Here is a 26,354-nt window from a genome sequence, read left to right as displayed (position 1 = left end):
ACTCAGAGACCTCGGGTGACGCGGGGGGTGTCGTCGCTGGACTGCAGCTCGAGGAGGAACGGGTTCGTAGCGCGCTCGCGGCCGATCGACGTCTGCTCGCCGTGACCGGGCAGCACCACGACGTCGTCGGGCAGGGTCAGCACCTTGTCGCGCAGGCTGCGCAGCATCGTGGGGTGGTCGCCGCCGGGCAGGTCGGTGCGCCCGATCGAGCCGGCGAACAGCAGGTCGCCGGAGAACATGACCTCCGAGACGTCGTCCCGCTCGTACGGCGACCGGAAGGTCACCGATCCCTCGGTGTGGCCGGGTGCGTGGTCGACGACGAACCGCAGCCCCGCCAGCTCGAGCTCCTGGCGGTCGGCCAGTTCACGGACGTCGTCGGGCTCGGCGAACTCGTACTTCCCGCCGAGCAGCATCTGCGTGGTCTCGGGGGACAGCCCCGCCATCGGGTTCGCCAGCAGGTGCCGGTCCGCCGGGTGGATCCACGCGGTCGCGTCGTAGGTGCCGGCGACCGGCGCCACGCACCACATGTGGTCGACGTGGCCGTGCGTGACCAGCACGGCGACCGGCTTGAGCCGGTGCTCGCGGACCACCTGGGCGACGCCCTCGGCGGCGTCCTTGCCGGGGTCGACGACCACGCACTCGCTACCGGGACCGGTGGCGGCCACGTAGCAGTTCGTGCCCCACGGGCCCGCTGGGAATCCGGCGATCAGCACCCCGGCAGCCTACCCAGCGCGCCGAGGCGGCGTCGCACCGGTGGCCGCGACGCCGCCGAGGGAGGCAGCGCGTTCAGTCGACGTGGTAGCCGCAGTTCGTGCAGAACTGCGCGTCGTGCTCGATCGGCTCGCCGCAGTGGCCGCAGAAGTGGTGCTCGTGCGGGCCGGCGGCGGGCGGCGGGACCGGTGGCGCCGGTGCGGGGCCGGCGCTCCCCACCGGGACCGGCGCCGGCGTCGGCGGCGGGGCGACCGGCACGGGACCGGGCTGCTGCACGGTCGGCGGGTACGGCGGAGCCGGCGGGGCCTTCCGGCCGCGGCGCACCAGGACCAGCGCGAGGACACCACCGGCGACCACCACGAGGGCGACGGCGCCGAGGCCGATCAGGAGCACGGGCGCACCGTTCGAGCCCGACTCCTCGGCGGGCGGCTCGGGCAGCCCCTCCGCCTTGTCGAGGTACTCGGCCGCGAGCGCGTTGCTCGGCTGCTCGTCGACCACGGCCGAGAGCTTCTCCACCGCCACGGCCTTGTCGCCGTCCCAGTAGGCCTGGAGGCCGTCCCGGTACGCCGTCGTCGTCTCGCTCACCACGTTGTCCACCCCGGCGCCGGCGAGCAGCTCGGCCAGCTGCGAGGCCGGACGCACGAAGTTGAACGGCTGGGTCTCGCCGGCGATGCCGAAGCTGTTCACGCCGACGACCTGACCGTCGAGGTCCACGGTGGGTCCACCGCTCATGCCCGCCGAGACCGCCGCGGAGATCTCGTAGACGGTGAGCAGCCCGCCCTGCACGGTCTTCACGGAGCTGATCGCCCCGTCCTTGAAGCTCGGCGTCAGGTCGGGGTCGGTCACCGTGTCGACCGAGGCCGGGTAGCCGACCGACACGATGTCGGTGCCGACGTCGACCTCCTGGTCCGACAGCGGCAGCGCGTTGAGGCCGGTGGCCTCGACCTTCAGCAGCGCGACGTCCCCGGCGTCCGGCCCGAGCTTGTCCACGACGCGCGCGCGCCGTACCTCCGCGGTCCTGATGCCCGAGGCCGCGGCACCCCACCCGACCTGGATGACCAGGTCCGCGCGGTTGACCTTGTCGTAGGTCTCCACGCGGTAGTCCTGGAACCCGACGACCTGGTCGACGGTGAGCGAGGGCTCCACGTAGTAGCCGGTGTCGATGGCCCACTGGGCTGCGGCCTGGAAGAACGCCGGCTTGACCTCGTCCAGGTCGACGCAGTGACCGGCCGTGGCGATGTAGCCGTCCGGGTTGACCACGAAGCCGGTGCACTGGAACGACAGCTGGAACTGCTGGCCGCCGTTGAGGTACTGCTTGTTGGCCTTGTCGTAGACGTAGGCGGCCCAGTCCTGCTCGAGGTAGACGATGCTCGGCTGGACCAGGGCGTTGACCCGCTCGAGGGGCGTCTCCGCCCCCGCGGGGTCGTCGGCTCGGACGGCGCCGGCCCCGAGGACGGACAGTCCGGTGAGCGCAAGTGCAGCCACGCACGCGGCTGCGCTGCGACGACGATGGCTCATGACACCCTCCTGCCGCAGAGTCTCTCCGTACTACGAACGTAGAGAGCGGCCCGGGGCCGAGGGCAGGGTCGGTGGTCCCGCGGTGGCAGGGCCCGGAGACCCGGACCCTGCCCCGTGTCAGGCGAGCGGGTTGCCGCAGTTGCTGCAGAACTTCGTGCCGGCGTCGACGGCCGCACCGCAGCTGCCGCAGAAGTGCGGCTCGTGGCGCGGCGCGGTGGCCGTGGCCGTCGGCCCGGTCGTGGGGGTCGGGGCCGTCGTGCTGGTGAACCCGACCGCGGCGGTCGAAGCCACCGGCTCCGGACCGGCGGCCGCGGCCGGCGGGGCCGGGGGCACGACGGGCGCAACGGGCGCGGCGGGAGCCGGTGCGGGCGGCACGGCGGCCGCCGGCGTACGACGCCGCAGCAGCAGGACGGCCACGAGACCGCCGCCGACCAGCACCAGCGCGCCGGCACCGATCGCGATCGGCAGCACGGGCAGGCCCGAGTCGTCGGCGGGCGGCGGCGGGTCCGGGAGGTCCTTGGCCTTGCCCAGGAAGTCGGCGGCGAGCTTGTTCGTGGGCTGCTCGTCGGTCACCGTCCCCAGCTTCTCGACCGCGGTGGCCTTGTCCCCGGACCAGTAGGCCTCGAGCCCGTCGCGGTACGCCTGCGTCGTGTCGGACAGCTCGTTGTCGACCCCGGCACCGGCCATCAGCTCGCTCAGCTGCGAGGAGGGGCGCAGGAAGTTGAAGGCCTGCGGCTCGCCGAGGATGCCGAAGCTGTTGACGCCGATCACCTCGCCGTCCAGGTTCACCGACGGACCGCCGCTCATGCCGCCCGAGACCGCGGCGGAGATCTCGTAGACCGGGAGGACGCCGCCCTGCACCGTCTTCACCGAGCTGATCGAGCCGTCCTTGAACGACGGGGTCAGGTTGGGGTCGGTGACCGAGTCGACCGAGGCGGGGTAGCCGATCGACACCACGTCCGTGCCGACCTCGACCTCGTCGGTGGCGATCGGCAGCGCGTTCAGGCCGGTGTCCTCGACCTTCAGGAGCGCCACGTCGCCCTTGTCCTGGCCGTTGAAGTCGATGACGCGGGCGCGCTTGACCTCCGAGGTGTCGATTCCGGAGACCGAGGCGCCCCAGCCGACCTGGATGTCGAGGTCCGCGGCGTTCTTGCGCTCGCTGGAGTCGATCCGGTAGTCACCGAACCCGATGATGTCGTCGAGCGTGAGCGAGGTGCTGCTGTAGTAGCCGTTGTCGAGCGCCCACTGGGCGGCGGTCTCGACGAAGCTGCTGCGCACCTCCTTGAAGTCGACGCAGTGCCCGGCGGTCGCGATGTAGCCGTCCGGGTTGACCACGAAGCCCGTGCACTGGAACTGCAGCTCGAACGGGTCGCCGTTGTTGAGGTACTGCTTGTTGAAGGTGTCGTAGACCCTCCCGTCCCAGGTCTGCAGGAGGAACACGACGCTCGGCTGCACGAGTGCGTTGACCCTCTCCAGGGGCGTGACCTCCGGCGCCGGGCTCGGCGACTCCCCCGCCGCCCAGGCCGCCGTACCGCTGACGGGCAGCAGCACCGCCAGCGCGCCCGCTGCGAGGGCCGCCGCCGCCCTCCTTGCTCTGTTCGTCATGCTCATGTCCGCCGTCCTCAGACTCCGAGGAGCGCCACGGTGGTCGCTCGCGGTCGATGGTGCGTGCGTGAGGCGGACCCCGAGAATGACCCGCCGGGGTGGTCGGGAGGGCAGTTGGCCGCTCGGTGCCGCGGTCGACCCGGCGGCGCACCCCGCGCCGTGACTAGCATGGGCCTGCCACGACCTGAGCGAGCGGAGCGAAGCAGTGACCAGCCACGATTGGGGCCGCGTCGACGACGACGGCACCGTCTACGTGAAGACCGCCGACGGGGAGCGCCCCGTCGGGCAGTACCCCGAGGGAACCCCCGAGGAGGCACTGAAGTTCTTCACCGAGCGGTACGACGCGCTCGCGTTCGAGGTCGAGCTGCTGGAGCGGCGGATCCGGTCCGGCGTGATGTCGCCGGACGAGGCGACGTCGTCCGTGCGCACCGTTCGCGAGCAGGTCGTGGGGGCGAACGCCGTGGGCGACCTCGCCGCGCTCGCCGCCCGGCTCGACGCCCTCGGCCCCGTCCTCGAGCAGCAGCGGGAGGCTCGCAAGGCCGAGCGCGCCCAGCGCTCCGCCGAGGCGCGCTCCGGCAAGGAGCGGATCGTCACCGAGGCCGAGGCGCTCGCGGAGGGATCGGACTGGCGCAACGGCGCCAACCGGATGCGCGAGCTGCTCGACGAGTGGAAGGCGCTCCCCCGCATCGACCGCGGGTCCGACGACGCCCTGTGGCGGCGCTTCTCGACCGCGCGGACGGCGTACACGCGGCGCCGCAAGGCGCACTTCGCCGAGCAGCACGAGAAGCGTGACCAGGCCCGGGCGGTCAAGGAGCGGCTCGCGTCCGAGGCCGAGGAGCTCGCGACCTCGACGGACTGGGGCCCGACCGCGGGCCGCTACCGCGAGCTGATGCGGCAGTGGAAGGCCGCGGGCCCCGCCCCCCGCGACGTGGACGACGCGCTGTGGAAGCGCTTCCGCGGCGCCCAGGACGCGTTCTTCGGCGCCCGCGACGCGGCGGTCGCGGAGCAGGACCAGGAGTTCGCGGCCAACGCCGTCGTCAAGGAGCAGCTGCTGGCCGAGGCCGAGGCGCTGCTGCCCGTGACGGACCTGGAGGCGGCCAAGAGGGCGTTCCGCGACATCGCCGAGCGGTGGGACGCCGCCGGCAAGGTGCCGCGCGACCGGATGCGCGAGCTCGAGGGCCGGATCCGCCGGGTCGAGCAGGAGATCCGCGGCGTCGAGGACGAGCAGTGGCGCCGGTCGGACCCCGAGAAGTCCGCCCGCGCCGACGACATGGTCTCCAAGCTCGAGGCCGCGATCGCGCAGGTGGAGGCCGACCTCGAGAAGGCCCGGGCCGCCGGCAACGACAAGCGGGTCAGGGAGCTCGAGGACAACCTCGCCTCCCGCCAGTCGTTCCTGGAGATGGCGAAGCGGGCCAGCGCGGACTTCTCCGGCTGAGCGGCCGTCGTCAGCTCAAGGCGTGCGCGCGCATCCGGCGGAGCCGGTCGCGCATCTCGCGCAGTTCTGGCGCCGTGAGCCGGGCGGCACGTAGACGCGGCAGGACCCGTGGCGTGTCGTCCATCTCGAAGACGGTGATCACGGTGCGATCCGGGATCGAGTAGCACCCACAGCTTCCGCCGGGGTCGCCGAGCGCGAACACGGGCAGCGGCACGATCGCGGGGGCTCCTGCCGGCACGACGTACGGAATCGCCGCTTGGCACATCGGCTCGAAGGGGTCGCTGGCCGTGCAGGCGTTCGGATAGAAGTCGAGCGCCACGTCGGGGTCCAGGAGGTCGAGACCGGCCGGGTCCGGGGCCTCGAAGAAGACCGACCCCGGTCCGGTGAGGAAGGCGCCCTGCACGGTGAGCAGGTAGGTCCCGGGGCCGGGCAGGTCGATCCCGCTGTCCGGCACCCGGGAGTAGGCGTCCGTGCTCCCCGATCCGGCATCGACGAGCCCGAAGTCGCTCGTGTCGTACGCGGCGGATCCGACGAGCCCACCGCCGGCGGGGCCGATCGGACCACGGCTGCCGCGTTCGCCCGGCGGGCCGTCCGGCCCCGCCGGCCCTGCCGGCCCCGCCGGGCCTGCTGGTCCGGGTAGTCCCTGAGGCCCCGCTGGGCCCGGCGCGCCCTGCGGGCCCGACTGCGCGAGCCGGGCGATCCGCCGCTTGGTGGGTTCGCTGAGCGACTTCCACCAGTTCACCTGGCCGTGGCCGATGGTGCGGTTCTTGACGCTGTTGTCGGCGAGGTCGCGCGTATGGATCGTCCCGTCCGCGATGTCCTGCGACGTGATCAGCCTGCCGGCGATCGCGCCGGAGGTCGCGCCGACCACGAGGGTCAGTGCCAGGGCACCCGCGACGACGGCGGCGCTGCCGGAGGGGCGGAGAGAGAGGCGCATGCCTGGCAACCTAGGCCGCCATCGGCACCGACGGCCGGATCGCGACCGACGGTCCAGACCTACTGGCTAGACCGGCGGCTACTGCGTCACGCGGTAGGCGTCGAAGACGCCGGGCACCGAGCGGACCGCCTTGAGGACCGTGTCGAGGTGCTTGGCCTCGGCCATCTCGAAGGTGAACCGGCTCTTCGCCACCCGGTCGCGGGTGGTGGACAGGTTCGCGCTGAGGATGTCGACGTGCGCGTCGGAGAGCGCCATCGTGATGTCGGAGAGCAGCCGGGCCCGGTCCAGGGCCTCGACCTGGATGTTGACCAGGAAGCTGGACTGCCCGGTGGGCGCCCACTCGACGTCGAGCAGCCGCTCCGGCTGCGCTTGCAGGCTCTTGGCGTTCGTGCAGTCCTGCCGGTGCACCGACACTCCCCCGCCTTTGGTGACGAACCCGAGGATCGGGTCCGGCGGGACCGGGGTGCAGCACTTGGCCAGCTTCACCCACACGTCCGGGGCGCCCTTGACGATGACGCCCGCGTCGCCGCCCGGCTGGACCCGGGGCCGGCTGCGCCGGCCGGTGATGGTCACGCCCTCGGCGAGGTCCTCGGCCGCACCCTCGTCGCCGCCGTGCAGGTCGATGACCCGGCGGACGACGGCCTGCGCGGAGAGGTTGCCCTCCCCCACGGCGGCGTACAGCGCCGAGACGTCCGCGAGCTTGAAGTGGACCGCTGCCAGGGTCAGCGCCTCGTGGGACATCAGCCGCTTGAGCGGGAGCCCCTCCTTGCGCATCAGCTTCGCGATCTGCTCCTTGCCGCGGTCGATCGCCTCCTCGCGCCGCTCCTTGGTGAACCACTGCCGGATCTTGGAGCGCGCCCGCGGCGACTTCACGAAGCCGAGCCAGTCGCGGGACGGCCCGGCCGTCGGCGACTTGGACGTGAAGACCTCGATCACGTCGCCGTTCTCGAGTGCGGACTCCAGCGGTACCAGCCGCCCGTTCACGCGGGCGCCGATCGTGCGGTGGCCGACCTCGGTGTGGACGGCGTACGCGAAGTCGACGGGCGTCGCGCCGGTGGGCAGCGCGATCACGTCGCCGCGCGGGGTGAAGACGTAGACCTCCGCGCGGTTGATCTCGAACCGCAGCGACTCCAGGAACTCGCCCGGGTCCTCGACCTCGTTCTGCCAGTCGAGGAGCTGGCGGACCCAGGTCATGTCGTCGAGGTCGCCGGCGCGGTCGGTGTCGACGCCGGCGCGGCCGTCCTCCTTGTACTTCCAGTGCGCGGCGACGCCGTACTCCGCGCGGCGGTGCATGGCGAACGTGCGGATCTGCAGCTCGACCGGCTTGCCCTGCGGGCCGATCACCGTCGTGTGCAGCGACTGGTACATGTTGAACTTCGGCATCGCGACGTAGTCCTTGAACCGGCCGAGCACCGGGTTCCAGCGCGCGTGCAGGATGCCCAGGACCGTGTAGCAGTCACGGTCGTTCTCGACGAGCACGCGGATGCCGACCAGGTCGTAGATGTCGGAGAAGTCGCGGCCCCCGACGATCATCTTCTGGTAGATCGAGTAGTAGTGCTTCGGCCGGCCGGTGACCGTCGCCTTCACCTTCGCCTCGCGCAGGTCCGCCTCCACCTGGGCGATCACCTCGGCGAGGAACTGGTCGCGCGACGGCGCCCGCTCCGCCACCATCCGCACGATCTCGTCGTAGATCTTCGGGTGCAGGGTCGCGAACGCCAGGTCCTCGAGCTCCCACTTGATGGTGTTCATGCCGAGCCGGTGGGCCAGCGGCGCGTAGATGTCGAGGGTCTCGCGGGCGACCCGCTCCTGGGTCTCCTGCTTGACGTAGCGCAGCGTGCGCATGTTGTGCAGCCGGTCGGCGAGCTTGATGACCAGCACCCGGATGTCGCGCGACATCGCGACGATCATCTTGCGGATCGTCTCGGCCTGCGCGGAGTCGCCGTACTTGACCTTGTCGAGCTTCGTCACGCCGTCGACGAGCTGGGCGATCTCCTCGCCGAAGTCCTGCCGGACCTGCTCCAGCGTGTACGGCGTGTCCTCGACCGTGTCGTGCAGGAGCGCGGCCGCCAGGGTCGGCTCGGTCATGCCGATGTCGGCGAGGATCGTGGTCACCGCGAGCGGGTGCGTGATGTACGGGTCGCCGCTCTTGCGGGTCTGGGTCCCGTGCATCTTCTCGGCGGTCGTGTACGCGCGCTCGAGCAGCGCCAGGTCGGCCTTGGGGTGGTTGGCCCGCACCGAGCGGAACAGCGGCTCGAGGACCGGGTTGGCGGTCTGGTTGCGGGTGCCCATCCGGGCGAGGCGGGCCCGCATGCTGCGCGTCGAGGACGCCGTCTCCGGCGCGCGCCGCTCCCGCTCGACGGCGGGCGTGGCGGTTTCCTCGGTCACGGAGTCAGTCTACGAGGCACTCACACAGTGAGCAGCGTGGTGAGGGGGACGTCCCCGAGCGTCTCGCGACCGGGCAGGAAGCCGAGCTCCATGAGCATGGCGACGGCGTGCACCGAGGCGCCGCACTTCTCGACCAGGTCCAGGGTGGCCCGGGCGGTGCCGCCGGTGGCCAGCACGTCGTCGACGAGCAGCACGCTCTCCCCCGGCCGCACCGCGTCGCGATGCACCTCGAGGGTCGCCTCGCCGTACTCGAGCGCGTACGACACCGCGTAGGTCTCCCGCGGCAGCTTGCCGACCTTGCGGACCGGCACGAAGCCGACCTCGAGGGCGAGCGCGACCGGTGCCCCGAGGATGAAGCCACGTGACTCCATCCCCAGCACCTTGTCGACCGCCGGCCTTCCGGACCCGTCGCGCCCGGCGTCCGCGAGCGCCTGGACCACCGCGGTGAACGCCGTGTGGTCGGCCAGCAGCGGCGTGATGTCCTTGAAGAGGATCCCGGGCTCGGGGAAGTCGGGGACGTCTGCGATCAGCGCGAGCGCGTCGGCCAGCCCGGTCCCCGGCCCGGGAGCGGTCACTTCTTGCCCCGCTTGGACTTCGGCTGGCGGCTGGGCTGCTGCCGGCCGGACGACGGGCTCTGCTGCACCGGGCGGGTGGGCTGCGGCGCCACCCGGCCGCGCCCCATCGCCTCCGGCGACCGCGGCTCCCGCGCGACGGCGGCACCGCCGGAGACCGGCGCGTCCTCCCGCTGCTCGTCGTCGAGGCCCGGCTCGTCGTGCACCGGCATGTCGTCGCTGAACGTCGGGACCGCGGCGTACCGGTCGGCCTCGAGCGCCCTCTGGCGCTGGCGGGCGCGCTTCTCGGCCTGCACGACGTAGGTCTCGTTCGCCTTGAGCTGCACCAGGAGCGGCGTCGCGATGAAGATCGACGAGTACGCGCCGGCCGCCATGCCGACGAACAGCGCGAGCGCCAGGTCCTTCAGCGTGCTCGCGCCGAGCTGGACCGCGCCGACGTACAGGATCGCGGCGACCGGGATCAGCGCCACGATCGACGTGTTGATCGACCGCACCAGGGTCTGGTTGACCGCCAGGTTCGCGGCCTGGGCGTACGACATCCGGCTCTCGCGCAGGTTCTTGGTGTTCTCGCGCACCTTGTCGAACACCACGACGGTGTCGTACAGCGAGAAGCCCAGGATGGTGAGGATGCCGGTGACGGTGGCGGGCGTGACCTCGAAGCCCGACAGCGCGTACACCCCGACCGTGATCACGATGTCGTGGAGCAGGGCGACGATCGCCGCGAGCGACATCTTCCACTCGCGGAAGTACGCCCAGATGAACAGGACGACGAGCACCAGGAAGACCGCCAGTCCGATCGCGGACCGCTTGGCGATCTCCTTGCCCCAGCTCGGTCCGATCTCCGTCGTCTGGATGTCGGCCTGGGTGGCCCCGGTGACCTCGGTGATCACCCGCACGATCTGCTGGCTCTCGTCGTTCGTCACCGGCTTGACCTGCACGATGATCGAGTTCGTGCCGCCGCTGCCGCTGGTCGTGACCACCGGCTGCTGGGCGGCGTCGATACCGGTGGCCGCGATGTCCTCCCGGAGCCGGTCGGCCAGGTCCTGGGTGGCCTGGCCCGCGGGCAGCTGCACCTTGTACTCGGCGCCGCCGACGAACTCGATGCCCATGTCGAGGCCCTTGACGGACAACCCGAGCACCGCCGCCAGGACGATGACACCCGAGAGGGCGTACCAGAGCCACTTGCGGCCGACGAAGTCGATCGAGCGCCGGCCCGAGTAGAGGTCGTTGCCGAGACGCGAGAACTTGCCCATCAGACCGTCCTTCCAGCCGTGCTGATGCGGTCGACCCCGAGCGTCTCGGCACTCAGGCCCGAGAGGCGGTGGCCGTGGTTGAAGAAGCGGTACTTCCCGAGCAGGGTCACCATCGGGTGGGTGAACCAGAAGAAGATCGCCACGTCGATCAGCGTGGAGAGGCCGAGCGCGAACGCGAAGCCCTTCACGACGCCGGCCGCGAAGATGTACAGCACGACGGCGGCGAGGAACGAGACCGTGTCCGCCGCGAGGCAGGTGTTCCGCGCGCGCTTCCAGCCGGCCTGCACCGCGACCCGCATCGACTTGCCGTCCCGCATCTCGTCGCGGATCCGCTCGAAGTAGACGATGAAGGAGTCGGCCGTGATGCCGACCGCGACGATCAGGCCCGCGATGCCGGGCAGGGTGAGCGTGAAGCCCGCCGTCTTGGCGAGCAGCAGGACCATCGCGTAGGTCACGGCGCCCGCCACGATCAGTGAGGCGATCACCACGAGGCCGAGGCCGCGGTAGTAGAACAGGCAGTAGATCATCACCAGCAGCAGGCCGATCAGGCCGGCGGTGATGCCGGCGGTGAGCTGGTCACCGGCCAGGGAGGCACCGATCTGCTCGACCTGGATGCCGTCCTTCCCGAACGAGATCGGCAGCGAGCCGTACTTGAGGCTGGTGGCGAGGCTCTTCGCCGTGGCCTCGGTGAAGTTGCCGCTGATCTGCGCGTCGCCGTTGGTGATCGCCGAGTCGAACCGTGGGTCCGAGATGACCTTGCCGTCGAGCACGATCGCGAACTGCTGGTTGCTGCCCGCCATGGCCGACGACAGCTCGGAGAACACCTTCTTGCCCTCGCCGCCGATGCTCAGCTGGACGATCCACTGGACCTGGCTCTGCGGGACGACCGCGTCGGCGCCGGTGAGGTCGGTGCCCTCGATCAGCGCGGGCGACAGCAGGTACTTGGTGCCGGCGTTCTCGTCGGTGCCGCAGGTGACCAGGAACGTCTTCGGGTCGTCGGCGACCGGCTTGGTCGCGGGACAGGAGTACTTGTTGTACGCCGCGATCGCGTCCTGGCCGGGGTTGTTCATGAACGCCAGGCCCAGCTTGGCCGGGTCCTGGCCGGTCGCGCCCGGCGAGCCCGACGGGGACTGCGACGGGGACTGCGACGGGGACTGGGACGGGGACTGGGACGGGGACTGCGACGGCGACTGGGACGGGCCGGTGCTCGGCTTCGGGGTCTTGCTGGGCGCCGCGACGGCCGGCCTGTTCTTCGGGCTCGCGCCCTTCGATGCCGCACCCGACGGGTTGCCCGACGGGTTGGCGGAGGCGCTCGGCTGGCTCGTCGGCAGCTGGGTCGGAGCCGCCCCGTTGCCGCACGGACCGGGTGCCTGGCTGCTGCAGGCCACGGTGCGGAACCGCAGCTGGGCGACCCGGGTCGCGGTGTCGACCAGGGAGCTCGAGGTGTCGCCGGGAACCTCGACGACGATGATCTGGCTGCCCTGCGTGGTGACCTCGGCCTCCGCGACACCCGTGGCGTTCACCCGGCTGTCGACGATGCTGGCGGCCTCGTTCAGCTGCTCCTTGGTGGGGCTGCCGTTCGCGATCATCGTGATCCGCGTGCCGCCCTTGAGGTCCAGGCCGAGCGCCGGCTTCCAGGTCCCCGCGAGGGCCACCAGCCCGTAGGAGATCGCGATCGCCAGGAAGAACACCACCAGGGTGCGACCGGGACGCGCGGTCGTGCGTGCCATCTCAGTTCTCCTCGGGTCCGGCCACCGAGCCGGTCTCGTCGTTCTCGGCCGGCTCGCCGTCCGGCCGGTCCGCCTGGGAGACGACCGTGCCGATGGCGCCGCGGGCGACCTTGATGACGACGCCGTCCGCGATCTCGACCAGCACGTGGTCGTCCTCGAGCCGGCGCACGGTGCCGTAGACACCCGACGTCAGCATGACCTCGTCACCCTGCTCCAACGAAGACTGCATCCGGCCGAGTTCCTTCTGCCGCCGACTGGCCGGGCGGATGATGAACAGCCAGAAGAGCAGGGCGATGCCGACAAGCGGCAGCAACTCCAGCACGAAACAACCTCTCGAGCACGGGTCAGGGGGCGGCACGACCCGGACCGGGCCGACCGACGGGCAAGTCTAACCGCGAGGGTGGTGAGCGCCACGAATCCCGGGTGCGCCCGGCCTCGCTAGTCCTCGAAGAGGGTGGCGTCGCCCTCGGCCGGCACCGGCGGTGGCGGCGGGGTCAGCCCGAGGTGCTCCCAGGCTGCGGGGGTGGCCACGCGGCCCCGCGGGGTGCGGGCCAGGAAGCCGTTGCGGACCAGGAACGGCTCCGCGACCTCCTCGACCGTCTCCCGCTCCTCACCGACCGCGACCGCGAGCGTGGAGATGCCGACCGGTCCCCCGCCGAACCGGCGGCAGAGCACGTCGATGACGGCCCGGTCGAGCCGGTCCAGCCCGAGCTGGTCGACCTCGTACAGGTCGAGCGCGGCCTGCGCGACCGGCAGCGTGACGACGCCGTCGGCCCGGACCTGGGCGTAGTCGCGGACCCGCCGGAGCAGCCGGTTCGCGATCCGCGGCGTACCGCGGGAGCGGGATGCGATCTCGGCGGTGCCGTCGTCGACCACGTGCACGTCCAGGAGCCGGGCGGAGCGCTGCACGATCTCGTCGAGCTCGTCGGGCTCGTAGAACTCCAGGTGGGCGGTGAAGCCGAACCGGTCGCGCAGCGGGCCCGGCAGCAGGCCGGCGCGGGTGGTCGCACCGACCAGGGTGAACGGCGGGATCTCCAGCGGGATCGCGGTGGCGCCCGGCCCCTTGCCGATGACGACGTCGACCCGGAAGTCCTCCATCGCCATGTAGAGCATCTCCTCGGCGGGCCGGGACATGCGGTGGATCTCGTCGACGAACAGGACGTCGCCCTCGTTCATGCCCGACAGGATCGCCGCGAGGTCGCCGGCGTGGGTGATTGCCGGGCCGCTGGTCAGGCGCAGCGGCGCGCCCATCTCGGCGGCGATGATCATCGCCAGCGTCGTCTTGCCGAGGCCCGGAGGGCCGGAGAGCAGCACGTGGTCGGGCGCCCGGCCGCGGCGCCGGGCCGCCTCGAGCACCAGGCCGAGCTGGTCACGGACCCGCACCTGGCCGACGACCTCGTCCAGGGTGCGCGGCCGCAGCGCGGCCTCGACCGCCCGCTCGTCGCCCTCGGCCTCCGCCGCGGTCAGCGAGCGCAGGTGGCTGCTCTCGGCCCGGGTCAGGTCGTCCTCGGTGAGCTCGTCCTCGTGCATGCCGGGTCTCCTAGGCCTTGCTGAGCGTGCGGAGCGCGGCACGGAGCAGGGCCGCCACGTCCGGGACGTCGCCGGCCTCCGGGGCGACCGCGTCGACGGCCTTCTCGGCGTCCTTCGCCGACCAGCCCAGGCCGACCAGTCCCTGGTGGACCTGCCCGCGCCACGGTGCACCGGCCGCGGGCGCGGCCGCGGCGCGGCCGCCGGTGGGTGCACCGATCCGGTCCTTGAGCTCGAGGATGATCCGCTGGGCGCCCTTCTGGCCGATGCCGGGCACCTTGGTCAAGGTCTTGGCGTCGTCGCCGGCGATCGCGAGCCGCAGGTCGTCCGGGGAGAGCACCGCGAGCATCGCCTGGGCGAGCTTCGGTCCCACGCCGGACGCCGTCTGCAGCAGCTCGAAGGTCTGCTTCTCGTCGTCGTCGGCGAACCCGAACAACGTCAGCGAGTCCTCGCGCACGACCATGCTCGTCGGCAGCGTGGCCTCGCGCCCGGTGCGCAGCGTGGCGAGCGTCCCCGGCGTACACATCACCTCGAGCCCGACTCCCCCCACCTCGAGCACCGCGCTCGACAGCGTGACGGCGGCGACCCTGCCGGAGACGAACGCGATCACGGCTTCCTCCCTGCTGCCGCGAGCGCGGCGTCGATCCGGGCCTGGGCGCCTCCGCGCCAGATGTGGGTGATGGCCAGCGCGAGCGCGTCGGCGGCGTCCGCCGGCTTCGGCATCGCGTCGAGGCGCAGGATCCGGGTCACCATCGCCCCGACCTGCGCCTTGTCGGCGCGGCCGTTGCCGGACACCGCGGCCTTGACCTCGCTCGGCGTGTGCAGCGCGATCGGCAGGCCCCGCCGCGCGGCGCAGACCATCGCGATGCCGCTGGCCTGGGCGGTGCCCATCACCGTGCTGACGTCCGAGCGCGCGAACACGCGCTCGACGGCGACGGCGTCCGGGGCGTACTCGTCGAGCCAGGCGTCGACGCCCTTCTCGATCGTCACCAGCCGCTGCGGCACCGGCAGGTCGGACGAGGTGCGTAGCACGTTCACGTCGACCAGCGTCAGGGGTCGCCCCACCGAGCCCTCGACCACGCCCATGCCGCAGCGGGTCAGTCCGGGGTCGATCCCCAGCACGCGCATTCCGATGACCTTCCGTCCGAACAGGTGTTCGGAGGTCACGCTAACGGTCAACTCCCCCGGTCGTTCGCAGGACACGCCCTGATGCCGGGGTCGAGGCTGCTTTTCGAGTTAGCGGGTTTCGAGGCGCTCGCGCGACTTCGTTCCTCAGTCGCGTCGCTTCCTCAACCTGGCGAGCGACGCGAGCCGCTCCTTCGTCGCGTCTCGCTGCTCGCTCAGATGGACTCGAGCACCTCGTCGGGGATGTCGGCGTTGCTGAACACGTTCTGCACGTCGTCGAGGTCGTCGACGGCGTCGACCAGGCGGAAGACCTTGCCGGCCACGTCGACCTCGGCCACCGGGATGTCCATGGTGGCGACGAACTGGACCTCGGCGGAGTCGTAGTCGATGCCGGCGGCCTGGAGCGCGGTCCGCACGGCGACCACGTCGGAGGCCTCGGACTGGATCTCGAAGGTGTCGCCGAGATCGGTGACCTCCTCGGCGCCCGCGTCCAGCGTGGCCTCGAGGATGTCGTCCTCGCTGATCTCCCAGGGCTTGCCGCCCCGCTCCTGGGCCTTCTCGACCACCACGACGCCCTTGCGGGTGAACAGGCGGGAGACCGACCCGGGGTCGGCCATGGTGCCGCCGTTGCGGGTCACCGCCGTCCGGACCTCCATGGCCGCGCGGTTGCGGTTGTCGGTGAGGCACTCGACCAGCAGCGCCACGCCCTGGGGCCCGTAGACCTCGTACATGATCGTCTCGTAGTCGACGCCGCCGCTCTCGAGACCGCCGCCGCGCTTGACCGCGGAGTCGATGTTCTTGTTCGGGACCGACTGCTTCTTGGCCTTCTGGATGGCGTCGTAGAGGGTCGGGTTGCCGGACGGGTCGGGGCCGCCCATCTTCGCCGCGATCTCGATGTTCTTGATCAGCTTGGCGAACAGCTTGCCGCGCTTGGCGTCGATCGCGGCCTTCTTGTGCTTGGTGGTCGCCCACTTGGAGTGGCCAGACATGCGTCCCTCTTCTACTCAGCTCGGACCAGGTCCACGAACAACCGGTGGACCCGGGAGTCACCACCCACCTCGGGATGGAACGACGTCGCCATCAGCGAACCCTGACGGACCGCGACGATCCTACCCGCGGCCTGACCCTGCCCCACACGAGCGAGGACCTCCACGTCGCCGCCCACCGCCTCGACCCACGGTGCGCGGATGAAGATCGCGTGCACCGGCGTGTCGAGGCCGGCGACGTCGAGGTCGCCCTCGAACGAGTCGACCTGCCGCCCGAACGCGTTGCGCCGCACGGTGATGTCGAGGCCCCCCAGCGTCTCCTGCCCCGGTGCGCCGTCCTCGATCCGGTCGGCGAGCATGATCATCCCGGCGCACGTCCCGAAGGCGGGCATGCCGTCCTTGATCCGCTGGCGGACCGGCTCGAACAGGTCGAAGGTGCGGACCAGCTTCGCCATCGTGGTCGACTCGCCACCCGGGATCACCAGGCCGTCGACCGCCTCGAGCTCCGACGTCCGTCGCACCGGCACGGCCGTCACGCCGAGCTCGGCGAGGGTCCGCAGGTGCTCGCGGACGTCGCCCTGGACCGCGAGCACGCCGATGGTGGGTGCGCTCACCACCCGCGCTCGGCCAGCCGGTGCGGCTGCGGGATCTCCTCGACGTTGATGCCGACCATCGCCTCGCCGAGCCCGCGCGACACCTTGGCGACCATGTCCGGGTCGTCGAAGAACGTCGTCGCCTTGACGATCGCCTCGGCACGCTGCGCCGGGTTGCCCGACTTGAAGATGCCCGAACCGACGAACACGCCCTCGGCGCCCAGCTGCATCATCATCGCCGCGTCGGCCGGCGTCGCGATGCCGCCCGCGGTGAACAGCACGACGGGGAGCTTGCCGTTCGCCGCGACCTCCTTGACCAGCTCGTACGGCGCCTGCAGCTCCTTGGCCGCCACGAACAGCTCGTCCTCGGTGAGCGCGCCCAGCCGGCGGATCTCGCGACGGATCGTGCGCATGTGCGTCACGGCGTTCGACACGTCACCGGTACCGGCCTCGCCCTTCGAGCGGATCATCGCCGCCCCTTCGGTGATGCGGCGCAGCGCCTCGCCCAGGTTCGTCGCACCGCACACGAACGGGACCGTGAACGCCCACTTGTCGATGTGGTTGGCGTAGTCGGCCGGGGTCAGCACCTCGGACTCGTCGATGTAGTCCACACCCAGCGACTGCAGCACCTGCGCCTCGGCGAAGTGGCCGATCCGCGCCTTGGCCATCACCGGGATCGAGACCGCCTCGATGATCCCGTCGATCATGTCGGGGTCGCTCATCCGCGACACCCCGCCCTGCGCCCGGATGTCGGCGGGCACGCGCTCCAGCGCCATCACCGCGACGGCCCCGGCGTCCTCGGCGATCTTCGCCTGCTCGGGCGTGACCACGTCCATGATCACACCGCCCTTGAGCATCTCGGCCATGCCGCGCTTCACGCGGGTGGTGCCGGTGGTGGGGACGTCTGCGGTGTTGTTCTCAGCCATACTCAGATCGTAGTGCGAGGCTCCGCCAGTGCTTGCTTCCGTACCACCCACACGCGCTGCACGACCGTGACGGTGGAGGCGATCGCGAGCGCCCACAGGGCGATGTAGAGCAGCACCGGCAGGTCGAAGATCGCGCTGAGGCCGGTCATCACGAGGATCGCGACCAGCCGGTCGGCGCGCTCCGCGATGCCGACCTTGACCGAGAAGCCGAGCGTCTCGCCGCGGGAGCGTGCGTACGACGTGACGCCGCCCATCAGCAGGCAGACCAGGCTGAGCACCAGGTAGAGCCGGCTGGGCTCCTCCCACGCGAAGTACAGCGCCAGCCCGATGAAGATCGCGCCGTCGCCGACCCGATCGAGCGTGGAGTCCCAGAACGCGCCGAACTTGCTGACCCGGCCCGTCGTGCGGGCCATGTGGCCGTCGATGAGGTCGCTGAACACGAACGCGGTGATCACCAGCACACCGGTCAGCAGCATCCCCTGCGGGAAGAAGACCAGCGCACCGGCGCACACGCCGAGGGTGCCGACGAGCGTCACCGCGTCGGGGCTCACCCCGAGCCTGATCAGCAGGTTGGCGATGGGTGAGAGAACCCTGGTCCAGAAGGCGCGGAATCGTTCGAGCATGGCGGCAGCAGGCTACCGGGCCCGGCCCTCACCCGGCCTGCGGCACGGCCTGCGGATGGTCGAGCACCGGCCCGAAGGCCAGCTCGGCCGCTCCGATCAACGGCGCGTCGTCCTCCAGCGCGGCGGCGCGGATCACGACGTCCTCCCGCGGCGACATCATCGTGCTGCGGCTGAGGGCCTCGTCGACCAGGTCCTCCGCCGCGCGCCACACCTGCGCCAGGCAGCCGCCCAGGACCACGATCTCCGGGTTGAAGACGTTGACGACCGCCCGGATGCCGACGCCGCACCAGTCCGCGACCTCGGCCACCGCGCGGGCCGCGCGGTCGTCGCCCGCGCACGCCGCGGCGATCACCTCGGCCACGGCCGGCGGCCCACCGCCGGGCAGCCGGCCGGCGCTGCGCAGCAGCACGTTCTCGCCGACCTTGGTCTCCCAGCAGCCGACCGCGCCGCACCGGCACTCCGGCCCCGTGCTGTCCACCTGCAGGTGGCCGACCTCGCCGGCGTACCCGCTGGCGCCCGTGAGCGGCCGGCCACCGGTGAGGAAGCCGCCACCGATGCCGACGCTCGCGCTCAGGTAGGCGACGTCGGAGAACCCGACCGCCGAACCCCGGACGTGCTCGGCGAGCACGCCGAGGTTCGCGTCGTTGCCGGTGGACACCGGCCGGCCGAGACGCTTCGCGAGCAGGTCCGTGAACGGCGCGTCCACCCAGCCCAGGTTGGGGGCGAACCGCACCAGCCCGTCGCCGGCCCGGACGGCACCGGGTACGGCGGCGCCGACACCCAGGAAGCGCCGTCCGGACGCGTCGCCGAGCACCTCGTCGATCATCTGCGCCACGGCGTCGACGACGTGGTCGACGTCGTGCTCCCCGCGGTGGTGGGTGCGGTCGCGCCGGTCGAGGACCCCGCCGCCGAGGCCCACCAGGGCCACGGCGATCCGGTCCACACCGACGTCCACCGCCACCACGACGTTGTCCTCCCGGGGGACGACGAGATGGGACGGGCGCCCGGATCGCCCGCCCACCGCCGCCGTCTCCTCCGACACCAGGCCGAGGCTCTGCAGCTCACCGGTCAGGGCACCGATGGTGCTCCGGTTGAGGCCGAGCTGCTTGGTGAGCGCCGCGCGGGTGGTCGGTCCGTGCGTGTGCACCGTCTGGAGGATGGCGCGCAGGTTCGCGCGCCGGAGCTCCTCGGTGCCGACGCCGGTCGGGGTGGCCACAGTCCTTCCTCTCTGGCCGACCTCGTCAGGCGCGACCGGACGCGGTGGCGCGCCGGCGACTGATCGCGTCGACGCTCGCTGCCACGAGCAGCACCAGACCGGTGACGATGTACTTCCGGCTGTCTGGCTGGTTCATCAGGCCCATGCCGTTCTGGATGACCGCTACGACCGTGCCACCGATGAGCGCGTCGACGACGCGGCCCTTGCCACCGAAGAGGCTGGTGCCGCCGATGACCGCCGCGCCCACGGCGTACAGCAGCGTCTGGTTGCCACCGGTGACGTTGTTGACGCCGCCGCTGTAGCTCGCGAGCATCAGTCCGCCCACCGCCGCGACGGTGGAGCACATCAGGAAGCAGCTGAGCTGGACGGCCTTGACGTTGATGCCCGCACGGCGCGCCGCCTCCATGTTGCCGCCGACGGCGTAGACGTGGCTGCCCCACCTGGTCCGGCTCAGCAGCACGCTCAGCACGAGCGCGAGACCGATGATGATGACCAGCGAGATCGGCACGCCCTTGATCGACTTGATGTGGGCGTTCGGGCTGCGCTCGATCGACAGGTAGAAGACGACGAGGAAGATCACGACGGCGAGGCCGCCCGTCTTCAGCGCCCAGAGGAGGTTCGGCTCGCTCGTCAGCCCCTTGGCGCGACGCCGCCTGTTGTTCACGAACGTCACCACGGCGTAGGCCGCCACGAGCGCGACCCCGATGACCCACCCGAGCCAGACCGGGAGGGTGTCGCTGTTGAGCTTCGCGATGAAGTCACCCGAGTTGATCGAGCCCTTCTCACCGATGAGCGTCAGCAGGACGCCCTGGAACGCGAGGAAGGTGGAGAGGGTCACGACGAACGACGGGATGCCGAGCCGGGAGACGATCAGACCGTGGAACGCACCGATCGCCGTGCCGGTGAGAAGTCCCGCCAGGATCGCCAGGGCGGTCTGCCAGCCGTGGTTGGTGAGCAGGACCGACGTCACGGCCGCGGCCACGCCGGCGGTGTAACCGGCCGCGAGGTCGATCTCGCCGAGCAGCAGCACGAAGACGAGCCCCATCGCGACGATGGTGACGCCGGCCGACTGCTGGATCAGGTTGCCGAAGTTGAACGCCTTCGTGAAGGTCTCGGGGCGCAGGATCGAGAAGGCGACCACGAGCACGAGCAGCCCGAGGATCGCCGGAAGGGATCCGACGTCGCCGCCGCGGATCTTGGCGAGGTAGTCCTTCCACAGGGTGCCGACGTTGTCGTCGGGGCGCACGTCGTGGATCTCCTCGGTCGCGACGCTCATGCCGCATCCCCCCTGGTCAGCTCGCCGGTCGTGATCGCCGTGACGATCCGGTCCCGGGTGGTGGAGGCGGCCTCGACCTGGGCGACCATCTGGCCGAGGTAGAGGACCGCGATGTCGTCGGCGACCTCGAAGACGTCGTTGAGGTTGTGGCTGATCAGCACCACCCCGAGGCCCCGGTCGGCGAGCCGGCGGACCAGCTTGAGGACCTGCTCGGTCTGCGCGACGCCGAGTGCGGCGGTCGGCTCGTCGAGGATGACGAGCTTGGAGTTCCAGAGGACGGCGCGCGCGATGGCGACGGTCTGCCGCTGGCCACCGGAGAGGGAGGCGACGCGCGTGCGCACGGACTTCAGCGTGCGGACCGAGAGCCCGTCGAGCGTCTCGCGGGCGCGGGACTCCATGGCGTCCTCGTCCACGAAGCCGTTCTTGGTGAGCTCACGGCCGAGGTACATGTTGTGGACGACGTCGAGGTTGTCGCACAGCGCGAGGTCCTGGTAGACGACCTCGATGCCCAGCGCGTTCGCGTCCCGGGGGCTCTTCACGTGGACGGCGCGGCCCTCGAACGTGTACTCACCCTCGTCGAACGGGTAGATGCCGGCGATCCCCTTGATCAGCGTGCTCTTGCCCGCTCCGTTGTCGCCGACCAGCGCGGTGACGCGACCGGGCCGGACGGTCAGGTCGACGCCGCGCAGCACGTGCACGGCACCGAAGGTCTTTTGAACGCCGCGCAGCTCCAGCAGCGGCTCTCCACTCGACATTGCGTCCCCTCCTGGGGTCTCGATCGTGGAGCGGGGGCCCGCCCTGTCGGACGGGCCCCCGCGTCTTCACGCTTGCGTCAGGACGACCGCTGACGGGTCACGCGACGCCGAACTTCTTGCAGAGGTCCTCGATGCCCTTGCAGATGTCCGCGGCGTTGGCCTGGCCGGCGTCGACGACGTCCTGGACGTTGTCGGCGGTGATCCAGACCGGGGTGGCGAGCACCGACGGGACGTCCTTGCCGAGCTCCGAGTCGTTGACCGATCCGGTCGCGATCGTCGACGGGTCGTCGCCCTTGATGATCGCGATCGCCAGGTCGGCAGCAGCCTTGGCCTCGAGCGAGGTGTCCTTGAAGACGGTGCCGCACTGGTAGCCCTGCAGGACGTTGGCCAGACCCTCGGCCGTCGCGTCCTGGCCGGTCACCGGGATCTTGCCCTCGACGCCAGCGGCCTTCTCGCGGGCGATGACGCCGCCGGCCATGCCGTCGTTCGCGGTGATGAGGCCGACGAGGTCCGGGTGCGCGGCGTAGAACTGGTCGAAGACCTTGCCCGCGGTGTCCGGGTCCCAGTTACCGGTCTGGTCGCCGACGACGTTGTAGCTGCCGTCGTCCTTGATGACCTGCTCGTAGCCCTGCTTGAACAGGGTGGCGTTGTTGTCGGTCGCAGCGCCGTTGATGAACGCGATGTTGCCCGAGGTGACGCCCTTGCCCTGGAGGCAGTCGATGAGGCCCTGACCCTGCAGCGCGCCGACCTTGACGTTGTCGAAGGACACGTAGTAATCAGCGCCGCCGCCCAGCGTGAGCCGGTCGTAGTCGATGACCGCGACGCCCGCGTTCTTGGCCTTGTCGATGCACGCCTTGCCCGAGTCGGGGTCGAGGTCGGTCTCGATGAGCACGTCCACGCCCTCGGTGATCATCTGGTCGCACAGCTGACCGAACGTGTCGGGCGAGCCCTCGGCGTTCTGGATGGTCGACTCCAGGCCGGCAGCCTTGAAGGCGGCCTCGAGGTTCGGGCGGTCCTGGGTCTCCCAGCGGACCGACGTCTTCGAGTCGGGCAGGATCACGCCGACCTTCCCGGTGGCGGAGCCGCTGCTGCCGCCGTCACTTCCCGAGCTCCCACCGCTGTCGCTGCTGCCGCACGCGGCGAGGCCGCCGAAGGCCAGCACCCCCGCTGCCACCAAGGACGCGATCCGCGCACCCTTCTTCCTGACCATTTCCTCGACCTCCATGGTTCGGATCCGGCGACCCCTGTCGTGTGACGACGGTCACCGGGTATGTTGTGGCGGACAACATACTCAGGGCCGCAGCCCGCAGCAAGCGGTTCGCGACGCGTGTTTTGTTGCACGTTCAAACCAAGTGTCCGCACGCCTGAGCGTGACCAAATCGTGATGGAACGAGGAGCCGATGAACCAGACCAGTACGGGGCCGGCTGCTTTCACGCCGACCCGGGACGACCGCTTCTCGTTCGGCCTCTGGACCGTGGGCTGGCAGGGGGTCGACGTCTTCGGCGGCGCGGTCCGCCCGCCACTCGAGTCGGCCGAGGCGATCCACCGGCTGAGCGACCTCGGGGCGTACGGGATCACCTTCCACGACAACGACGTCTTCCCCTTCGGCGCCGACCAGGCCGAGAAGGAGAGGCACCTCGCCCCGCTGCGCAGGGCGCTCGAGGAGACCGGGCTGGTCGTGCCCATGGTCACGACGAACCTGTTCTCCCACCCGGTCTTCCGCGACGGCGGGTTCACCAACAACGACCGCGACGTACGCCGGTTCGCCCTCCGCAAGGCCGCCGACCAGATCGACCTGGCCGCGCAGCTGGGCGCGCAGGTCTTCGTCGCCTGGGGCGGCCGCGAGGGCGCGGAGTCGGGCGCCGCGAAGGACGTCGGGACCGCGCTGTCGCGGTACAAGGAGGCGTTCGACGTCCTCGGTGGCTACGTGCGGGAGCAGGGCTACGACCTGCGGTTCGCCATCGAGCCCAAGCCGAACGAGCCGCGCGGCGACATCCTGCTGCCGACCGTCGGCCACGCGCTGGCCTTCATCAACGAGCTCGAGCACCCCGAGATGGTCGGCCTCAACCCCGAGGTCGGCCACGAGGAGATGGCCTCGCTGAACTACGCGCACGGCCTGGCCCAGGCGCTGTGGCACGGCAAGCTGTTCCACATCGACCTCAACGGCCAGCACGGACCTCGCTACGACCAGGACCTGCGGTTCGGGGCCGGGAACGCGCGCGGCGCGTTCTGGACCGTCGACATCGTGGAGAACGGCGGGTACGACGGCCCGCGGCACTTCGACTACAAGCCGCCGCGGACCGAGGACCTGGACGGCGTGTGGGAGTCCGCACGGGCCTGCATGCGCAACTACCTCATCCTGCGCGAGAAGGTCCGCGCCTTCCGCGCCGACCCGGAGGTCCAGCAGGCGCTCGAGGACGCCCGGGTCGACCAGCTCGCCGTCCCCACCGTCGGGGTGGGCGAGTCCCTCGCCGACCTGCGCGCCGAGCCCTTCGACCCCGACGCCGCCGGTCGCCGGGGCATGGGCTTCGAGCGGCTCGACCAGCTGGCCCTCGAGCACCTGTACGGGGTGCGCTGAGGCGATAGTCCCTGACGAAAATGCTCTCGGCGAGGCGTGTCGACGACAGTTTCGTCAGGGACTACCCCACCAGGGCGCGGGCGACGTCGGCGACGGCGGTGGGAGCACCGGCGGCGGACCAGGTGACGCCGGCGGCGTCGATGCGCTGGACGGCTCCCCCGGCGCCCAGGACCAGCGCGGCGGCGGGCAGCTCGTCCCACGGAGGCAGCGAGTGCTGGCAGCGCACGTGCAGGGCTCCGGAGGCGACCGCGGTGCCGTCCATCGACGCGGATCCGAGCATCCGCAGCGTGGCGGCGCCGCCGACCATGCGGGAGAAGGCCGCGCCGACCTCGCCGTCGTACTCCGGCGGGTGGAGGTACGTCGTCAGGCACGACTCGGCGAGCGGGCGGTCGGCCAGCGGGCCGACGGGCACGCCGTCGACGGTGGTCGGCAGGCCGGGGCCGCCGACGTAGGTGCGGCCGGTCGCCGGATGGTGCACCGCTCCGAGCACGAGGTCGTCGCCGTCGGTCAGCGCGATCGCGGAGCACCACCAGTCGAGGCCGGCCACGAAGTTGTAGGTGCCGTCGACGGGGTCGATCACCCAGGTGCGGCCGGAGGTCCCGTCGTGCGCGGCTCCTTCCTCGCCGAGCACGCCGTCGCCGGGGCGGGCCGCCGCCAGCGCCCGGACGACGAGCTCCTCGGCGGCGTGGTCGGCCTCGGTCACGACGTCGGAGATCGACGTCTTGTTCCGCAGCGACAGCCCCTCGCCGCGCATCCGGTGCGCGAGCGAGCCCGCGTCGCGCACGACGCGGGCGGCGAGGGCGGCGTCCTCCGCCAGGCTCACGACCAGGCCTCCGCGAGCAGCCGCCGGGTCTCGGACAGCAGCTGCGGAAGGGTCTTGGTGCCCCCGAGGACGGTGATGAAGTTGGCGTCGCCGGACCACCGCGGCACGACGTGCTGGTGCAGGTGCTCCGACAGCGAGCCGCCGGCGACGCCACCGAGGTTGAGCCCGACGTTGAACGCGTGCGGACCGCTCACCCTGCGCAGCACCCGCACCGCCTGCTGGGTCGTCGTCATCAGCTCCGCCGCCTCGTCCTCGGTGAGGTCCTCGAGGTCGGCGACATGCCGGTGCGGCAGCACCATCAGGTGGCCGGGGTTGTAGGGATGCAGGTTGAGGACGACGAAGCAGGTCGGCCCGCGGTGCACGACCAGGCTCTCCTCGGGGGGCTGGTGCTCCATCGCGCAGAACGGGCACCCGTCGTCCGTGGGCGGCACGCTCGGGGCGACGTACGCCATCCGGTGCGGTGTCCAGAGCCGGTCGAAGCCCTCGAACCCGTCGCGCACGTGTCCGGCCGGATCGCTCATGGCCTCACCCTAGGGTGAGGCCATGCAGCTGCGTCCGGCCGTCCCCGAGGACATGGCGACCGTCGCCGACATCTGGCACCGCGCCTGGCACACCGCCCACCCCGGCCACGTCCCGGAGGGGCTGACCGCCGCCCGGACGCTGGCGGCGTTCCACGAGCGCACCCCGTCCCGGGTCGCCGACACGACGGTCGCCGTCGTCGACGGCCGGGTGGTCGGCTTCGCGATGGTCTCCGGCGACGAGCTCGAACAGATCTTCGTCGACCCCGACCTGCACGGCGGCGGGGTCGCCGCTCCCCTGCTCGCCGACGGGGAGCGCCGGCTCGCCGAGGCCGGGTACGACGTCGCCTGGCTGGCCGTCGTGGTCGGCAACGCGCGGGCACGGCGCTTCTACGAGAAGCACGGCTGGTACGACGCCGGCGACCTGCCCTACGAGGTCACCGCGCTGGGCGAGACCTTCATCTCGCCGTGCCGGCGCTACGAGAAGCGGGTCGGGAGCCTCACTGCGCGAACCACCGGGCCAGCTGCCGCGACGTCCCCGGACACGTGAGGTCCTGGTCGCGCTCGTCGGCCACCCACTGCGCGAGGACGGCGGGGCCGCCCTGGATCGACCAGTCGTCCCCGCAGCGGGCGCGGGCCTCGGCGCGCGACGTCTCGCCGGCGGCCCGCCACTCGGGCAGCCCGGGCGCGAAGTCGCCGACGACGCCCGCCCACAGCGCCGGGGTGGAGTAGATCCCGACCCGGTAGCCGGCGTCGCGGTAGCCGCGCAACGCGCCCTCCACCACCGCCGCGTTGCGGATGGGGTCGGCGCTCCACTCGAAGTCGGGCACCGGCTCGACGTCGACCCAGACCACCGGCGAGGCGAGACCGGCCCGCCGCATGGTGACGACGTTCGCCAGCGCCTGCTGGTAGCCGGCGTTGGCGTGCGCCCCGAGCGGGCTCGTGCCGTCGTACGGCCCGTCGCGCCCGTGCTCGGCGAGCGCCGCCGCGTCGGGCAGGCTGACGACGGCGTACGCCGCCGCGAGCAGGTGCCGCTCCCGGACCCAGCGCACCTGGTCGGCGAGGCAGGGGTTGGCGGTGAAGCCCGGCCCGTTGGTCAGCCCGAGGACGACGTACTGCGCGGTCGGCAGCGGCATCGGCCGGCCCAGCGTGCGCCGCTCGGGGATGCCCATGCCCCGCGGGCACTGGGGCCAGCTCACGTCCGCGCCGAGCACCTCGCCGGTCCGCGGCCGCGGCGGCCGCCGGGCGGGGAGCTCGGCGG

At 71.6% G+C, this 26,354-nt stretch carries 26 protein-coding genes; 3 read left to right on the top strand and 23 right to left on the bottom strand.

Annotated elements, in window-relative coordinates; translation table 11 throughout:
* Positions 1-2 precede the first annotated feature (2 nt).
* From ABD086_RS11900 to ABD086_RS11890, 3 genes are all read right to left on the bottom strand, one after another.
* Positions 3-713, bottom strand: a complete 711-nt coding sequence (locus ABD086_RS11900; protein WP_343907744.1) for an MBL fold metallo-hydrolase — start codon at positions 711-713, stop codon at positions 3-5.
* 73 nt (positions 714-786) lie between these two features.
* Complete coding sequence (locus ABD086_RS11895) at positions 787-2,229, bottom strand: trypsin-like peptidase domain-containing protein (RefSeq protein WP_343907743.1); 1,443 nt, start codon at positions 2,227-2,229, stop codon at positions 787-789.
* 117 nt (positions 2,230-2,346) lie between these two features.
* Positions 2,347-3,840 carry a trypsin-like peptidase domain-containing protein gene (locus tag ABD086_RS11890; RefSeq protein WP_343907742.1) on the bottom strand — a complete coding sequence of 498 codons (1,494 nt, stop codon included), beginning with the start codon at positions 3,838-3,840 and terminating at the stop codon, positions 2,347-2,349.
* 199 nt (positions 3,841-4,039) lie between these two features.
* Here ABD086_RS11890 and ABD086_RS11885 point away from each other — a divergent pair, with 199 nt between their 5' ends.
* Positions 4,040-5,269: a DUF349 domain-containing protein gene (locus ABD086_RS11885; RefSeq protein ID WP_343907741.1), complete on the top strand. Its 1,230-nt coding sequence runs from the start codon at positions 4,040-4,042 to the stop codon at positions 5,267-5,269.
* A gap of 10 nt (positions 5,270-5,279) precedes the next feature.
* On the opposite strand, the gene ABD086_RS11880 is transcribed toward ABD086_RS11885, so the two are convergent.
* From ABD086_RS11880 to ABD086_RS11800, 17 genes are all read right to left on the bottom strand, one after another.
* A complete protein-coding gene (locus tag ABD086_RS11880; RefSeq protein ID WP_343907740.1) occupies positions 5,280-6,206 on the bottom strand; it encodes a hypothetical protein in 927 nt (308 codons plus the stop codon).
* A 78-nt stretch (positions 6,207-6,284) separates the two neighbouring features.
* Entirely contained in the window at positions 6,285-8,516 is a 2,232-nt protein-coding gene (locus tag ABD086_RS11875) for a RelA/SpoT family protein (protein WP_343907826.1), read from the bottom strand.
* A gap of 95 nt (positions 8,517-8,611) precedes the next feature.
* Positions 8,612-9,166 carry an adenine phosphoribosyltransferase gene (locus ABD086_RS11870; RefSeq protein WP_343907739.1) on the bottom strand — a complete coding sequence of 185 codons (555 nt, stop codon included), beginning with the start codon at positions 9,164-9,166 and terminating at the stop codon, positions 8,612-8,614.
* Complete coding sequence (gene secF / locus ABD086_RS11865) at positions 9,163-10,416, bottom strand: protein translocase subunit SecF (protein WP_343907738.1); 1,254 nt, start codon at positions 10,414-10,416, stop codon at positions 9,163-9,165. The genes ABD086_RS11870 and secF overlap by 4 nt, the downstream gene beginning before the upstream one ends.
* Entirely contained in the window at positions 10,416-12,146 is a 1,731-nt protein-coding gene (gene secD, locus ABD086_RS11860; RefSeq protein ID WP_343907737.1) for a protein translocase subunit SecD, read from the bottom strand. Before secD ends, secF begins: the two co-directional genes overlap by 1 nt.
* Position 12,147: 1 nt before the next feature.
* The gene (gene yajC, locus ABD086_RS11855; RefSeq protein WP_343907736.1) at positions 12,148-12,468 is read right to left on the bottom strand and encodes a preprotein translocase subunit YajC; all 321 of its coding nucleotides are present in this window, start codon (positions 12,466-12,468) and stop codon (positions 12,148-12,150) included.
* A gap of 116 nt (positions 12,469-12,584) precedes the next feature.
* Complete coding sequence (gene ruvB / locus ABD086_RS11850; protein WP_343907735.1) at positions 12,585-13,676, bottom strand: Holliday junction branch migration DNA helicase RuvB; 1,092 nt, start codon at positions 13,674-13,676, stop codon at positions 12,585-12,587.
* A gap of 10 nt (positions 13,677-13,686) precedes the next feature.
* A complete protein-coding gene (gene ruvA, locus ABD086_RS11845; protein ID WP_343907734.1) occupies positions 13,687-14,283 on the bottom strand; it encodes a Holliday junction branch migration protein RuvA in 597 nt (198 codons plus the stop codon).
* On the bottom strand, positions 14,280-14,801 hold the full coding sequence (gene ruvC, locus ABD086_RS11840) for a crossover junction endodeoxyribonuclease RuvC (RefSeq protein ID WP_343907733.1): 522 nt from the start codon (positions 14,799-14,801) through the stop codon (positions 14,280-14,282). Before ruvC ends, ruvA begins: the two co-directional genes overlap by 4 nt.
* A 212-nt stretch (positions 14,802-15,013) precedes the next feature.
* The gene (locus ABD086_RS11835) at positions 15,014-15,787 is read right to left on the bottom strand and encodes a YebC/PmpR family DNA-binding transcriptional regulator (protein ID WP_343907732.1); all 774 of its coding nucleotides are present in this window, start codon (positions 15,785-15,787) and stop codon (positions 15,014-15,016) included.
* Between the two features lie 11 nt (positions 15,788-15,798).
* Positions 15,799-16,401, bottom strand: a complete 603-nt coding sequence (gene pdxT, locus ABD086_RS11830; RefSeq protein WP_343907731.1) for a pyridoxal 5'-phosphate synthase glutaminase subunit PdxT — start codon at positions 16,399-16,401, stop codon at positions 15,799-15,801.
* Positions 16,395-17,303 carry a pyridoxal 5'-phosphate synthase lyase subunit PdxS gene (pdxS, locus tag ABD086_RS11825; RefSeq protein ID WP_343907730.1) on the bottom strand — a complete coding sequence of 303 codons (909 nt, stop codon included), beginning with the start codon at positions 17,301-17,303 and terminating at the stop codon, positions 16,395-16,397. The genes pdxT and pdxS overlap by 7 nt, the downstream gene beginning before the upstream one ends.
* Positions 17,304-17,305: 2 nt before the next feature.
* Complete coding sequence (gene pgsA / locus ABD086_RS11820; protein ID WP_343907729.1) at positions 17,306-17,926, bottom strand: phosphatidylinositol phosphate synthase; 621 nt, start codon at positions 17,924-17,926, stop codon at positions 17,306-17,308.
* A 28-nt stretch (positions 17,927-17,954) separates the two neighbouring features.
* The gene (locus ABD086_RS11815) at positions 17,955-19,142 is read right to left on the bottom strand and encodes an ROK family protein (protein ID WP_343907728.1); all 1,188 of its coding nucleotides are present in this window, start codon (positions 19,140-19,142) and stop codon (positions 17,955-17,957) included.
* A gap of 25 nt (positions 19,143-19,167) precedes the next feature.
* The gene (locus ABD086_RS11810; protein ID WP_343907727.1) at positions 19,168-20,418 is read right to left on the bottom strand and encodes a sugar ABC transporter permease; all 1,251 of its coding nucleotides are present in this window, start codon (positions 20,416-20,418) and stop codon (positions 19,168-19,170) included.
* The gene (locus ABD086_RS11805) at positions 20,415-21,173 is read right to left on the bottom strand and encodes an ATP-binding cassette domain-containing protein (RefSeq protein WP_343907726.1); all 759 of its coding nucleotides are present in this window, start codon (positions 21,171-21,173) and stop codon (positions 20,415-20,417) included. Before ABD086_RS11805 ends, ABD086_RS11810 begins: the two co-directional genes overlap by 4 nt.
* Positions 21,174-21,270: 97 nt before the next feature.
* A complete protein-coding gene (locus tag ABD086_RS11800; protein WP_343907725.1) occupies positions 21,271-22,398 on the bottom strand; it encodes a sugar ABC transporter substrate-binding protein in 1,128 nt (375 codons plus the stop codon).
* Between the two features lie 175 nt (positions 22,399-22,573).
* Here ABD086_RS11800 and xylA point away from each other — a divergent pair, with 175 nt between their 5' ends.
* Positions 22,574-23,752, top strand: a complete 1,179-nt coding sequence (xylA, locus tag ABD086_RS11795) for a xylose isomerase (protein ID WP_343907724.1) — start codon at positions 22,574-22,576, stop codon at positions 23,750-23,752.
* A gap of 61 nt (positions 23,753-23,813) precedes the next feature.
* Here the strand turns inward: xylA and ABD086_RS11790 are convergent, their stop codons facing one another.
* On the bottom strand, positions 23,814-24,575 hold the full coding sequence (locus tag ABD086_RS11790; RefSeq protein WP_343907723.1) for an inositol monophosphatase family protein: 762 nt from the start codon (positions 24,573-24,575) through the stop codon (positions 23,814-23,816).
* Positions 24,572-25,096, bottom strand: coding sequence for an HIT family protein (locus ABD086_RS11785; RefSeq protein ID WP_343907722.1), 525 nt, complete (start codon positions 25,094-25,096; stop codon positions 24,572-24,574). Before ABD086_RS11785 ends, ABD086_RS11790 begins: the two co-directional genes overlap by 4 nt.
* Before the next feature lie 22 nt (positions 25,097-25,118).
* On the opposite strand from ABD086_RS11785, the gene ABD086_RS11780 reads away from it, so the two are divergent.
* Positions 25,119-25,643 (top strand): GNAT family N-acetyltransferase, encoded by a 525-nt coding sequence (locus tag ABD086_RS11780; RefSeq protein ID WP_343907721.1) that lies wholly within the window; start codon positions 25,119-25,121, stop codon positions 25,641-25,643.
* On the opposite strand, the gene ABD086_RS11775 is transcribed toward ABD086_RS11780, so the two are convergent.
* The coding region (locus ABD086_RS11775; RefSeq protein ID WP_343907720.1) for a glycoside hydrolase family 25 domain-containing protein at positions 25,594-26,354 on the bottom strand (761 nt) is incomplete at its 5' end. The genes ABD086_RS11780 and ABD086_RS11775 overlap by 50 nt on opposite strands.

This window comes from Nocardioides aquiterrae, from assembly GCF_039526625.1.
GTDB lineage: Bacteria > Actinomycetota > Actinomycetes > Propionibacteriales > Nocardioidaceae > Nocardioides > Nocardioides aquiterrae.
This window is presented reverse-complemented; position numbering and strand designations above follow the sequence as displayed.